7 protein-coding genes are annotated in these 13,515 nt (G+C 64.4%); 6 read left to right on the top strand and 1 reads right to left on the bottom strand.

Features of this window, described 5'->3' with window-relative positions; translation table 11 throughout:
- The first annotated feature begins 11 nt into the window (after positions 1-11).
- Positions 12-2,279 carry an ATP-binding protein gene (locus ACIQUB_RS14405; protein ID WP_113237507.1) on the top strand — a complete coding sequence of 756 codons (2,268 nt, stop codon included), beginning with the start codon at positions 12-14 and terminating at the stop codon, positions 2,277-2,279.
- A gap of 109 nt (positions 2,280-2,388) precedes the next feature.
- On the top strand, positions 2,389-3,264 hold the full coding sequence (locus ACIQUB_RS14410; protein WP_113237506.1) for a GNAT family N-acetyltransferase: 876 nt from the start codon (positions 2,389-2,391) through the stop codon (positions 3,262-3,264).
- 199 nt (positions 3,265-3,463) lie between these two features.
- On the opposite strand, the gene ACIQUB_RS14415 is transcribed toward ACIQUB_RS14410, so the two are convergent.
- Positions 3,464-5,746, bottom strand: a complete 2,283-nt coding sequence (locus ACIQUB_RS14415; protein WP_113237505.1) for an NADP-dependent malic enzyme — start codon at positions 5,744-5,746, stop codon at positions 3,464-3,466.
- Positions 5,747-5,870: 124 nt separating this feature from the next.
- Between ACIQUB_RS14415 and mutS the strand changes: the two genes are divergently transcribed.
- The 4 genes from mutS (at position 5,871) to murJ (ending at position 13,511) form a co-directional block, all read left to right on the top strand.
- Positions 5,871-8,591, top strand: coding sequence for a DNA mismatch repair protein MutS (gene mutS, locus ACIQUB_RS14420; RefSeq protein WP_402930381.1), 2,721 nt, complete (start codon positions 5,871-5,873; stop codon positions 8,589-8,591).
- Between the two features lie 4 nt (positions 8,592-8,595).
- On the top strand, positions 8,596-8,871 hold the full coding sequence (locus ACIQUB_RS14425; RefSeq protein ID WP_047507061.1) for a hypothetical protein: 276 nt from the start codon (positions 8,596-8,598) through the stop codon (positions 8,869-8,871).
- 110 nt (positions 8,872-8,981) lie between these two features.
- Positions 8,982-11,879 carry a [protein-PII] uridylyltransferase gene (locus ACIQUB_RS14430; RefSeq protein ID WP_402930384.1) on the top strand — a complete coding sequence of 966 codons (2,898 nt, stop codon included), beginning with the start codon at positions 8,982-8,984 and terminating at the stop codon, positions 11,877-11,879.
- A gap of 48 nt (positions 11,880-11,927) precedes the next feature.
- Entirely contained in the window at positions 11,928-13,511 is a 1,584-nt protein-coding gene (gene murJ, locus ACIQUB_RS14435; protein WP_112943831.1) for a murein biosynthesis integral membrane protein MurJ, read from the top strand.
- Positions 13,512-13,515: the final 4 nt, after the last annotated feature.

A 13,515-nucleotide genomic window follows, 5' to 3' on the forward strand; every position in this document is an offset into this window, starting at 1 on the left:
AATTTGAACCTATGGTCGGACTGGGTCAGTTACACGAGAAGCTTGCCGCTGCCTTCGGCGCGCCTGCCGCTCATCCTCAAGATGAGCAGGCCGCGATCCCGGCTGACATGTCCCCTGCTACCCCCGAACACAGCCCCGTCGTCGCCCCCTCCGCGCGCAAGCTGATCTCCTGCTGGCTCGGCGGCGCCGGCATTCTCTCTGCTATCCTCTTGCTCGCGCTCGGCTATATGGGCGGCCTGCTCTGGGTCGCGATCGGCATCGGCGCGCTGGTGCTTGCCGCGGTCGTCAGCTTCGCCGTCGTCTCCACCCGCCGCCATCACATCAAGGCCCGCGCTGGCGATGATAGCGTGCGCGGCGGAAGCGATGCGGCGCTGTTCGCCAGCATCCACGATGCGCTGGGCGACATCACCGTGACGCGCACGATGGATCGACGGATCGTTGCCGCAAACGACATGTTCCGACGGCTGACCGGGCGGCTAAACCCGATCGGACAGACCTGCGAGGAGATCGGCATCGCCTTTCGCCCCGGCACGGAGCCGCACCGCTACGATGTCGAGATGTCGACGCCCGAGGGTCAACGCATCTTCTTCTGGCGCGATGTCGTCACCCGCAACCCCTCGGACGGAAAGCTTTTGCTGCACAGCATCGCCCGCGACGTGACCGCCGATCGGATCGCTGCCCAAGAGCGCGAGGAGGCCCGGCAGAAGGCGGAGTTCAACAGCGCCTCGAAGTCGCGGCTGCTTGCCACCGTCAGCCACGAGCTGCGCACGCCGCTCTCAGGCATTCTCGGCATGACGCATCTTTTGACCGAGACGCGGATGACGCAGGAGCAGGACAATTACCTCACCGGCATCCGCCAGTCCGGCCATGCGCTGACCCAGCTGGTCGAGGATCTCCTCGATTTCTCGACCATCGAGGTTGGGCGCTTCCAGCTGCGCCCGCGCTCGGAATCGGTGCGCAAGCTGCTTGAGAGCGTCGTCGAGATGCTCGCCCACCGCGCCCACGAGAAGGGCATCGAGATCGGCTCGACCGTGTCGTCGGATGTTCCCGAACTCATGAATTTCGACGCGGCGCGCCTGCGCCAGGTCTTGTTCAACGTCATCGGCAATGCGGTGAAATTCACCCAGGTCGGCGGCGTGTTCATTCGCGTGTCGCTGCAGGATGGCGAGCTTGCGATCACGGTTACCGATACCGGGCCGGGCATGACGGAAGAAGAACAGGCGCGTGTCTTCGGCGAATACGAACAGGCGGGCACCATGGTGGAGAAGAGCAACGGCACCGGCCTTGGCCTTGCCATCTCGGCGCGCATCATGCGCGAGTTCGGCGGCGCGCTGACGGTCGCCAGCGAAAAGGGCACCGGCACGGAGTTCTGCATCCGCTTCCGCACCGAAGGGGATGACGAGCCCGTGGCCCGCCGCGACACGCTGCTTTCGGGCAATCTCGTCGTGCTCTTGGCGCCGGCCGGCGCGGCGCGCATGGCGATTTCCGAGACCATCCGCACGCTCGGCGGCCAATGCCACTTCGTCGAGGATGGCGAGACGGCGCGCTGGATCCTGCTCGACATGGCGGCCAACGGAAGGCGTCCGACCGACATCATCGTCGACCACCGCATGTCGGCCGAATTCGCCGCACACCTCGCCGACCGGACGGATATCGCAGCCCTTGGCCTGCGCAAGATCTTCCTGGTCAATCCGGAAGAGCGCAACGCCCATTCGCTCGACCTCTTCGACGCCTGGCTGATCCGGCCGCTGCGCGAACAGTCGCTGATCGACGTCTTGCGCGGGCGCATGCGCGGCATGGAAAAGCGCGACGCGCTGAACGACAACCAGCCCGGCTTCAGCCCCGGCATCCCCGAGGCGGGCATTCAGAGCGGGCTGAAGATCGTGCTCGCCGAGGACGATCCGATCAACGCCATGCTGATCCGCGCCATGCTCGAAAAAGCCGGCCACAGCGTGCAGCATGTCGAGCATTTCGAGGCGCTGCTCGATGCGGCGCTGGCGGAAGGCAGCGTGCGGCCGGATATCGTCATCAGCGATCTTTCCATGCCCGGCGGCGACGGGATCGAAATGATTGGCCGGCTACGTGGCCATGAACGCCGGCTTGAGGTTCCCTCGGTGCCGATCATCGTTCTCACCGCCGACAAACGCGATGAATCGCGTCGTCAAGTCTTGCTGAATGGGGCAAACCGCGTCATGCTGAAACCCATAGACCCCATACGGCTGCTGACGGAAGTTCAGGCTGTCGCCGCGCTCTCCGCACGCCGCGCGGAGGCATTGTAGCGCCAGAGCCACCCATGTGTTTCTTGCGTATCTGGGGGTTTAAAATGTCACTTTGCTGTCGCATATAAGTGTTTTATGGCGTCCTAAAGCCGGCAATGAAAGATTCGTCATGTCCGTAGATATCTGCAACCGTGACACCCTCGTCGAGGCTCTTCCCCGTGCGCGGAAAGCCGAACAGATCGAGAGCGACGTGTTCGGCCGGATCGGCAATCTCGAGACACGCCTTGCCCGTACGCCTGGCGAAATCGATGCCGCGCAGTCCGTGCGCTACCGTGTTTTCGTCGACGAGATGAAGGCCGAACTGCCTGCGGAAGCGATGCGCCGCAAGCGGGATTTCGACGCTTACGACGACTTTTGCGACCACCTTCTGGTGCTCGATCGCTCGATCGAGGGCGACAGCGAGGATCAGATCGTCGGCACCTACCGCCTGCTGCGGCAGGAGGTGGCGATGGCCAATGGCGGCTTTTACTCGGCTTCCGAATTCGACATCGACACGCTGATCGCGCGCCATCCGGATAAGCGTTTCATGGAACTCGGCCGCTCCTGCGTGCTGCCGGACTACCGCACCAAGCGCATCGTCGAGCTTCTGTGGCAGGGCAACTGGGCCTATGCGCTGAAGCACGGCATGAGCGCGATGTTCGGCTGCGCCTCCTTCCCCGGCATTCACCCGGAACAGCATGCGCTGGCACTCTCCTTCCTGCGCCACAACGTCGCGGCCAAGGACGAGTGGGCCGTCGACGCGCTGCCGCACCTCGCCCGCGACATGGACCTGATGCCGGTCGAAGCCGTCAATCCGAAGCGCGCGCTGATGGCGCTGCCGCCACTGATCAAGGGCTATCTGCGCCTCGGCGCCATGGTCGGCTCCACCGCGGTGGTGGACAAGGCGTTCAACACGACGGATGTGCTGATCGTTCTGCCGATCGCGAGCATTTCGGATCGGTATGTGAATTATTACGGTGCCGATGCCGGGCGGTTTGCCAGCTGATTGCTGATGTAATTCGCCGTCTTAGGCGTTTTACCGTGTAGCCCCCCTCATCCGCCCTTCGGGCACCTTCTCCCCTATGGGGCGAAGGGGAGGTTGGCGCGAGCGGCCCGCTACGAGTCCCTTCTCCCCAGCGGGGAGAAGATGGCGGCAGCCAGATGAGGGGGCCACACGGCACACCCTCACCTTTTCAAAACCCAACTCACGACCCCGTATAAGCCGCAATCGCGGCCATGTTGACGATGTCGCTGTCCTTCGCCCCCATCGAGGTGATCTGCACCGCCTTGTCGACGCCGACGAGGATGGGGCCGATGACGGTGGAGCCGCCGAGTTCCTGCAGCATCTTCGTCGAAATCGACGCCGAGTGGAACGCCGGCATGACCAGCACGTTGGCGGGACCCGACAGGCGGCAGAAGGGGTATTGCTCCATCGCCTTGCGGTTCAGCGCCACGTCCGCGGCCATTTCGCCGTCATACTCGAAATCCACATGGCGGCGGTCGAGGATGGCGACGGCTTCGCGGACGCGCTCGGAGCGTTCGCCGGAGGGGTGGCCGAAGGTCGAGTAGGCGAGCATGGCGACGCGCGGATTGTAGCCCATGCGGCGCGCGAAGCCGGCGGCCTCGACCGCGATATCGGCAAGCTCCTCAGCCGACGGCATGTCGTGGACCGCGGTGTCCGCCACGAAGACGGTGCGGCCGCGGCAGAGCGCGATCGACACGCCGATCACCCGGTGGCCGGGCTTTTCGTCGATGCAGCGGCGGACATCCTCGAGCGCGGTCGAGTAGTTGCGGGTGATGCCCGTCACCATGCCATCGGCATCGCCGAGCGCCACCATGCAGGCCGCGAAGTGGTTGCGGTCGTTGTGGATCAGGCGCTGGGCATCGCGGTGCAGATAGCCTTTGCGCTGCAGGCGGGCGTAGAGATAGTCGATGTAGGCTTCAACCCGGGTCGAGATGCGGGCGTTGACGATCTCCAGGCCGGGGCGGTTGAGATCGATACCGGCACGCTCTGCCGTCGCCTTGATCAGGTCCTCGCGGCCGAGCAGGATCGCGGTGCCGAGCTCCTGATTGGCGTAGGACATGGCGGCGCGCATGACCTGTTCTTCCTCCGCTTCCGCAAACACCACCCGCTTCGGGCGGCGGCGGACACGCTCATAGAGGCTTGCGAGCGTCGAGGCGATCGGATCACGGCGCGCCGAAAGTTCACGGGCATAGCCCGCCATATCCGTGATCACCCGGCGGGCAACGCCGCTGTCGATCGCCGCCTGCGCGACGGCCACGGGAATGGCGGAGATCAGGCGCGGATCGAACGGGACCGGGATGATGTATTGCGGGCCGAAGCGCGGACGGTTGCCCTGGTAGGCGGCGGCGACGTCGTCGGGAACATCTTCGCGGGCAAGGCTCGCCAATGCTCTCACGGCCGCGATCTTCATCTCGTCGTTGATCGTGGTGGCGCGGACATCCAGCGCGCCGCGGAAGATATAGGGAAAGCCCAGGACGTTGTTGACCTGGTTCGGATAGTCGGAGCGTCCGGTCGCCATGATCGCGTCATCGCGGATGCCGGCCACTTCCTCGGGTGTGATCTCGGGGTCGGGATTGGCCATGGCGAAGATGATCGGGCGATCGGCCATGGAGAGGATCATATCCTTCGAGAAGGCGCCTTTCTGCGATAGGCCGAAGACGACGTCGGCGCCCTTCATCGCTTCTTCCAGCGTGCGCGCCTTGGTCTTGACCGCGTGCGCCGACTTCCACTGGTTCATGCCCTCGGTGCGGCCCTGGTAGATGACCCCCTTGGTGTCGCAGAGAACGATATTCTCGGGCGCGAAGCCCATGGCCTTGATGAGCTCGACGCAGGCGATCGCTGCCGCACCGGCGCCGTTGCAGACCAGCTTGGTGGTCTTCAGATCGCGGCCCGTCAGCTCCAGCGCGTTGATGAGACCGGCGGCCGCGATGATCGCGGTGCCGTGCTGGTCGTCGTGAAAAACGGGAATGTCCATCAACTCGCGCAGGCGCTGCTCGATGATGAAACAGTCCGGCGCCTTGATGTCCTCAAGATTGATGCCGCCGAAGGAGGGGCCGAGGAAACGGACGCAGTTGATGAACTCGTCGACGTTTTCGGTATCGACCTCGAGGTCGATGCTGTCGACATCGGCGAAGCGCTTGAAGAGGACGGACTTGCCCTCCATGACCGGCTTCGACGCCAGCGCGCCGAGATTGCCGAGGCCGAGAATGGCCGTGCCGTTGGAGATGACGGCAACCATGTTGCCGCGCGTGGTGTAGTCATAGGCACTTTCCGGGTTGGCGGCGATCGCCTTGACCGGCACCGCGACACCCGGCGAATAGGCAAGCGACAGATCGCGCTGCGTCGCCATCGGCTTGGTCGGTGTGATCTCCAGCTTTCCAGGCCGGCCCATGGCATGAAACTCAAGGGCTTCGTTGTCGGTGACTGATGTGACCGGCCGCGGCTTCTTCTCGGTATCGGGCATTTTTCCTCCAACGTCTTGTGGGTGACGCCTTGCTCTTCCTCAATGGCGGTTGTCATGTATAGCGGCGGGCGGATAGGGTTGGCACCTCTTTTTTGGGATGAACCGAACCTCCGTGAACGATCGAATGACCTTGAGACACGAAGCCTTTTCGGCTGCCGAGCTTGCAACGGAAGAGAGCCGCGCCTCGGCCACGCCGATGATGGAGCAGTTCATCGAGATCAAGGCGAACAATCCGGATTCGCTCTTGTTCTACCGCATGGGCGATTTCTACGAGCTGTTCTTCGAAGACGCGCTCGACGCCTCGCGCGCACTCGGGATCACGCTGACGAAGCGCGGCCAGCATATGGGGCAGGATATCCCGATGTGCGGCGTGCCGGTTCATGCCGCCGACGACTATCTGCAGAAACTGATCGGGCTCGGCTTCCGGGTCGCGGTCTGCGAGCAGGTCGAGGATCCGGCGGAGGCCAAGAAGCGCGGCAGCAAGTCGGTGGTCAAGCGCGACGTCGTGCGGCTGGTGACGCCGGGAACGATCACCGAGGAAAAGCTGCTTTCGCCTTCGGAATCGAACTATCTCATGGCGCTGACCCGCATTCGCGGCGCCTCCGAGCCGTTGATGGCGCTTGCCTGGATCGATATTTCCACCGGCGTCTTCCGTCTGGCGGAGACCGAGGCGTCGCGGCTGCTTGCCGATATATTGAGGATCGATCCGCGCGAATTGATCGTGCCGGATACGATGTTCCATGATCCGGAGCTGAAGCCGGTCTTCGACGTGCTGGGGCGCACCGCCGTGCCGCAGCCGTCGGTGCTGTTCGACAGCGCCACGGCGGAAGGGCGGATCGCGCGCTATTTCGGCGTCTCGACGCTCGACGGCTTCGGCACCTTCTCGCGCTCGGAACTTGCGGCCGCGGCAGCGGCCGTCGCCTATGTCGAGAAGACGCAGATCGCCGAACGGCCGCCGCTCGGCAAGCCGGAGCGCGAAGGCGCTGCCTCGACGCTCTTCATCGACCCGGCGACGCGCGCCAATCTCGAACTTGCGCGCACGCTTTCCGGCGACCGCAACGGATCGCTGCTCAAAGCCATCGACCGCACAGTGACCGGCGGCGGCGCGCGGTTGCTCGCCGAACGCCTGATGTCGCCGCTCACCGATCCCACGCGGATCAACGAGCGGCTGGATTCGATCGGCTTCCTGATCGAGGAGCCCACGCTCTCGGGCGACCTGCGCGATCTCCTCAAACACGTACCCGACATGCCGCGCGCGCTGTCACGCCTGGCGCTCGAGCGCGGCGGACCGCGCGATCTGGCGGCGATCCGGCAGGGGCTGAATGCCGCCACCGACGTGGCGCGGCTCTTGGAAACCGCGATGCTGCCCGAGGAACTGGCGGATGCGCTGGCCGGCCTCATCGCCCTGCCCCATCAGGTGGCGGCACTTCTCAGCGAAACGCTCGGCGACGAGCTGCCGCTTTTGAAGCGCGATGGCGGTTTCCTGCGCGACGGCGCCAACGCAGAGTTGGACGAGGTGCGCGCGCTGCGCGACCAGTCGCGCCGGGTCATTGCCGGGCTGCAGCTGCAATATGCCGACGAGACCGGCATCAAGTCGCTGAAGATCAAGCACAACAATGTGCTCGGCTATTTCATCGAGGTGACGGCGGGCAATGCCGGGCCGATGACCGACACGCCGGAGGCCAAGGCGCGCTTCATCCATCGCCAGACGATGGCGAACGCCATGCGCTTCACCACGACCGAGCTTGCCGATCTCGAAAGCCGCATTGCCAACGCCGCCGACCAGGCGCTGTCGATCGAGCTTGCCGCTTTCGACCAGATGAGCGCGGCTGTCGTCGCCGAGGCGGAAACCATCAAGGCCGGCGCGCGGGCGCTTGCCGTCATCGACGTTGCCGCAGGCCTCGCGCTGCTGGCCGACGAGCAGGCCTATTGCCGGCCTTTGGTCGATGGCTCAACCATGTTTGCCATCGAGGGCGGGCGGCATCCTGTTGTCGAGCAGGCGCTGCGCCGCCAGTCCACCGGCCCCTTCGTTGCCAATAATTGCGATCTGTCGCCCGAGGGAGACGGCAAGGATGGCGCGATCTGGCTTCTGACCGGCCCGAACATGGGCGGTAAATCGACCTTCCTGCGCCAGAACGCGCTGATCGCCATTCTCGCGCAGATGGGCTGCTTCGTGCCGGCGACGTCCGCGCATATCGGCATCGTCGACCGGCTGTTTTCGCGCGTCGGCGCTTCCGACGATCTGGCGCGCGGGCGCTCGACCTTCATGGTCGAGATGGTGGAGACCGCAGCGATCCTCAACCAGGCGACCAGCCGGTCGCTCGTTATCCTCGACGAGATCGGGCGCGGCACCGCGACCTTCGACGGCCTGTCGATCGCCTGGGCATCGGTCGAGCATCTGCATGAGGCCAACCGCTGCCGTGGGCTGTTCGCCACGCATTTCCACGAATTGACCGTTCTCTCGGAGAAGCTGGCGCGGCTTTCCAACGCGACGATGCGGGTGAAGGAATGGGACGGAGACGTGATCTTCCTGCACGAGGTTGGCCCCGGTGCGGCCGACCGCTCCTACGGCATCCAGGTGGCGCGGCTTGCCGGCCTGCCGGCCTCGGTCGTTGCCCGCGCCCGTGATGTGCTGACGCGGCTCGAAGACGCCGACCGCAAGAACCCGGCGAGCCAGCTGATCGACGACCTGCCGCTGTTTCAGGTGGCGGTGCGGCGCGAGGATATGGCGCGCGGGCCTTCGAAGGTCGACGAGGCCTTGAAGAACATGAGCCTAGACGACATGACGCCGCGCGAGGCGCTGGACGCGCTCTACGATCTCAAGAAGAAACTGAAGCAGGGGTAAGCGCATGTTCATGGACCGCCTGCTTCGCGAAACGCAGCTGCTCGCCAATATCTTCACGGCGATCGAGGCGCTTCGCCTTGCCGACGAACACGGCAATCCGCGCGGCTGGGCGTCACCCTTCGGGCTGCTGCAGATCATCGCCTGCTGCTCGCGCATATCGGATCTGACGGCATCCATCGCCAAGGCGGGCTACCGCGAATGCGACAGGGAGATGCTTGAAGAGATCGCCAGCGAAAACCGCAAGGTGCTCTATTCCGTCAACGAGCAGATCGCCGCGTAAAGCCGGCTGCCCCGCACGCCGTCTCGGCGCACGATCACCTTTTCGCCAAAATTAAAGGTTCTTGCAGTATGAAAGCCCGTGTCAAACAGCGGGCAAAGAGGCTATAGCGCATGCAGACGAAACGAGAGGCGCAGCAGATGGCCGCGCCGCGCGAACAGGAAGCCGCCCAGCGCATGGCGCCGACGAACGATATCGATTTCTCCGACATTCTCGACACCGACTATCTGCGCAAGCAGTGCGACGCCGTGGTGGAGGCCAACAAGAACCGGCCGGACGCGATGCGCTCCGATCTGCTCGGTATCTTCAAGAAGGCCAGCACGGATGGGCGCAACAAGGCGCGCGAGCTGCTGTCGGCCGACGGTAGCGGCTTGAAATGCGCGCGGCGTATTTCCTGGCTGCAGGACCAGATCATCACGGTTCTCTACGAATTTTCCACCGACCACGTCTTCCCGAAGCAGAAGGACAAGTTCTCGGTCACCGCCGTCGGCGGCTATGGCCGCGACACGCTGGCGCCGGGCTCTGATATCGACCTGCTCTTCCTGTTCCAGCCGAAGCCGGCGGAAGAGACGCACAAGGCGGTCGAGTTCATCCTCTACATGCTGTGGGACATGGGCTTCAAGGTTGGCCACGCCACCCGCACCATCGAAGAGTGCATCGCGCTGTCGAAGTCCGACATGACGATCCGCACCGCGATCTTGGAGATGCGCTACATCTGCGGCCTTCGTTCGCTGGAGACCGAGCTCGAGGCCCGCTTCGACAAGGAAATCGTCACCGGCACCGGCCCCGAATTCATCGCCGCCAAGCTTGCCGAACGCGACGAGCGCCACCGCAAGGCCGGCGACACGCGTTATCTCGTCGAGCCGAACGTGAAAGAGGGCAAGGGCGGGCTGCGCGACCTGCACACGCTGTTCTGGATCTCCAAATATTACTACCACGTGCGCGACACCGCCGAGCTCGTGGCGCTCGGCGTTCTCTCCAAGCACGAATATCGTCTGTTCGAGAAGGCTGACGACTTCCTCTGGGCGGTGCGCTGCCACATGCACTTCCTCACCAACAAGGCCGAGGAACGGCTGTCCTTCGACATCCAGCGCGAGATCGCAACGGCACTCGACTATCATTCGCGCCCCGGCCTTTCGGCCGTCGAGCGCTTCATGAAGCACTACTTCCTTGTCGCCAAGGACGTCGGCGACCTGACGCGCATCCTTTGCGCGGCACTCGAGGACCAGCAGGCGAAATCGACGCCGGGGCTTTCGGGCGTGTTCAGCCGCTTCACCCACCGCACCCGCAAGATCGCCGGCAGCACCGACTTCATGGAGGATCGCGGCCGCATCGCGCTCGCCAGCCCCGATGTGTTCAAGCGCGATCCCGTCAACATCATCCGGCTCTTCCATGTGGCCGATATCAACGGGCTCGAATTCCATCCGGATGCGCTGAAGCGCGTGACGCGCTCGCTCAGCCTGATCGACAACAGCGTGCGCGAGAGCGAGGAAGCCAACCGGCTGTTCCTTTCGATCCTGACCTCGAAGCGCGATCCGGCGCTGATCCTGCGGCGCATGAACGAGGCCGGCGTGCTCGGCCGCTTCATTCCCGAGTTCGGCAAGATCGTCGCGATGATGCAGTTCAACATGTATCACCACTACACTGTGGATGAGCATCTGCTGCGCAGCGTCGACGTGCTCTCGGAGATCGACAAGGGCAAGGCCGAAGAGCTGCACCCGCTCGCCAACAAGATGATGCCCGGAATCGAGGATCGTGAGGCGCTCTATGTGGCGGTGCTGTTGCACGACGTCGCCAAGGGTCGCCAGGAGGATCACTCGATCGCCGGCGCCCGCGTCGCCCGCAAGCTCTGCGCCCGTTTCGGCCTGTCGCACAAGCAGACGGACACCGTGGTCTGGCTGATCGAGGAACACCTGACCATGTCGATGGTGGCGCAGACGCGCGACCTCACCGACCGCAAGACGATCACCGATTTCGCCGACCGCATGCAATCGCTCGAGCGGCTGAAGATGCTGATGATCCTGACGGTCTGCGACATCCGCGCCGTCGGCCCGGGCGTGTGGAACGGCTGGAAGGGCCAGCTCTTGCGCACGCTCTATTACGAGACCGAGCTTCTGCTTGCCGGCGGCTTCTCCGAGGTATCGCGCAAGGAGCGCGCTGCCGTTGCCGCCGAGGCGCTGTTCAACGCGCTTGCAGACTGGAGCCAGAAGGATCGCAAGATCTACAGCAAGCTGCACTACCAGCCCTACCTGCTTTCGGTGCCGCTGGAAGATCAGGTGCGCCATGCCGGTTTCATCCGCCAGGCCGACAAGGCCGGACAGGCGCTGGCGACGATGGTGCGCACCGACAGCTTCCACGCCATCACCGAGATCACCGTGCTCTCGCCCGACCACCCGCGCCTGCTCGCCGTCATCGCCGGCGCTTGTGCAGCGGCCGGCGCCAATATCGTCGACGCGCAGATCTTCACGACCTCAGACGGCCGGGCGCTCGACACCATCCATGTCAGCCGCGAGTTCAAGGACGATGCCGACGAGCTTCGCCGCGCCGGCACGATCGGGCGGATGATCGAGGACGTGCTTTCCGGCCGTAAGCGGCTGCCCGAGGTGATCGCGACCCGCACCAAGAACCGCAAGAAGAGCAAGGCCTTCTTCATTCCGCCATCGGTGCACATCTCCAACAGCCTGTCGAACAAGTTCACCGTCATCGAGGTCGAGTGCCTCGACCGTCCGGGCCTGTTGTCCGAGGTGACGGCCGTGCTGTCGGATCTTTCGCTCGACATCCAGTCGGCGCGGATCACGACCTTCGGCGAAAAGGTGATCGACACCTTCTACGTCACCGATCTCGTCGGCCAGAAGATATCGGGCGACAGCAAGCGCTCCAACATCACCGCCCGGATGAAGGCGGTGATCGCGGAAGAGCAGGACGAGCTGCGCGAGCGCATGCCATCAGGCATGATCGCGCCGGCGGCCACACCACGCACCCCCGGCCCCACCCAGGAGACGGCGGATTGAGCTGGTTCCGGCCGATCCGTCTGAAACAACCGTCATGAGAGCGTCCGCATGAGCCTCGTCAAGAAATTCGCCACCGTCGGCGGCGCCACGCTGGGCAGCCGGTTGTTCGGTTTCGCCCGCGAAACGCTGATGGCGGCGGCGCTCGGCACCGGGCCGATGGCCGACGTGTTCTACGCGGCCTTCCGCTTTCCTAACCTGTTTCGCCGGCTGTTTGCCGAAGGCGCGTTCAACGCCGCCTTCGTGCCGCTGTTCGCCAAGGAGATCGAGGCGAACGGCACCGATGGCGCCAAGCGTTTCTCCGAGGAAGTGTTCGGCGTACTGTTCTCGGTGCTGCTCCTCATCACCATCGTGATGGAGCTCTCGATGCCGCTCCTGGTGCGCTTCATCATCGCACCGGGCTTTACCGACGATCCCGAGAAATTCTCGATTACCGTGCGCATGGCGGCGGTGATGTTCCCCTATCTGATGTGCATGTCGCTGACGGCGATGATGAGCGGGATGCTGAACTCGCTGCATCACTTCTTCGCCGCCGCCGTGGCGCCCGTCTTCCTCAACGTCGTGATGATCGGCGCGCTCTTCTACGCGCTCTACACTGGTGCCGAACCGCTGCAGACCGCCTGGTATCTCTCCTGGGGCGTCTTGGTCGCGGGTGTCCTGCAGCTCGCGGTCGTCTATTTCGGCGTGCTGCATGCGGGCATGAGCATCGGCATCCGCTTCCCGAGGATCACGCCCAACGTCAAGCGGCTGCTCATCCTTGCCGTCCCCGCCGCCGTGACCGGCGGCATCACGCAGATCAACCAGATGATCGGCCAGGCGATCGCCTCCAGCAAAGAGGGTGCGATCGCGGCCCTGCAATATGCCGACCGCATCTACCAGCTGCCGCTCGGCGTGGTCGGGGTCGCCGTCGGCGTCGTGCTTCTGCCGGAGCTTGCGCGGGCGCTGAAGGGCGGGAATCTCCGCGAAGCCGGCAACCTACAGAACCGCTCGATCGAATTCGTGATGTTTCTGACGATCCCCGCCGCCTTCGCGCTGTGGATCCTCTCCGACGAGATCATTCGCGTGCTCTATGAGCGCGGCGCGTTCCACCAGGAAAACACCATGATCGTCGGCTCGATCCTGGCGATCTACGGCATCGGCCTGCCGGCCTTCGTGCTGATCAAGGCGCTGCAGCCGGGCTTTTACGCCCGCGAGGACACCAAGACGCCGATGCGCTTTTCGGCCGTCGCCGTCGGCGTCAATTGCGCCACCGCGCTCACACTGTTTCCCTATCTCGGCGCGCCCGGTATCGCCGTCGCGGAAGCCACGGCCGGATGGATCAGCACGGTTCTTCTGTTCTCCACGCTGCTCAGACGCGGCCACCTGACATGGGAGTGGGCGCTGGCGCGGCGCACGGCGCTGCTCGTCGTGTCCGCCGCCGTCATGGGCGCCGTCATCATGTATCTCCAGCATCGCTGGGAGCCGTGGCTTGCCTCGAGCGCTTCGCTCGCCACCAAGGTCGGCACGCTCGGCATGCTGATCGGCATCTCGATGGTCGTCTATTTCGCCACCGCGTTTTTGATCGGCGGCGCGAACCTCGGCATGATCCGCCGCAACCTCAACCGCAAGCCGGCGGTTACCAAGACCGACGGCTGAACCG

It is taken from the genome of Rhizobium sp. NPDC090275 (assembly GCF_044772225.1).
GTDB lineage: Bacteria > Pseudomonadota > Alphaproteobacteria > Rhizobiales > Rhizobiaceae > Rhizobium.

What these genes read in the sequence shown, in the direction of transcription:
- ACIQUB_RS14425 (WP_047507061.1), top strand. Translation starts at nt 8,596, where the DNA reads ATGTTCATGGACCGCCTGCTTCGCGAAACGCAGCTGCTCGCCAATATC.
- ACIQUB_RS14415 (WP_113237505.1), bottom strand. Translation starts at nt 5,746, where the DNA reads ATGCCCGATACCGAGAAGAAGCCGCGGCCGGTCACATCAGTCACCGAC.
- ACIQUB_RS14430 (WP_402930384.1), top strand. Translation starts at nt 8,982, where the DNA reads ATGCAGACGAAACGAGAGGCGCAGCAGATGGCCGCGCCGCGCGAACAG.
- ACIQUB_RS14410 (WP_113237506.1), top strand. Translation starts at nt 2,389, where the DNA reads ATGTCCGTAGATATCTGCAACCGTGACACCCTCGTCGAGGCTCTTCCC.
- murJ (WP_112943831.1), top strand. Translation starts at nt 11,928, where the DNA reads ATGAGCCTCGTCAAGAAATTCGCCACCGTCGGCGGCGCCACGCTGGGC.
- mutS (WP_402930381.1), top strand. Translation starts at nt 5,871, where the DNA reads ATGACCTTGAGACACGAAGCCTTTTCGGCTGCCGAGCTTGCAACGGAA.
- ACIQUB_RS14405 (WP_113237507.1), top strand. Translation starts at nt 12, where the DNA reads ATGGTCGGACTGGGTCAGTTACACGAGAAGCTTGCCGCTGCCTTCGGC.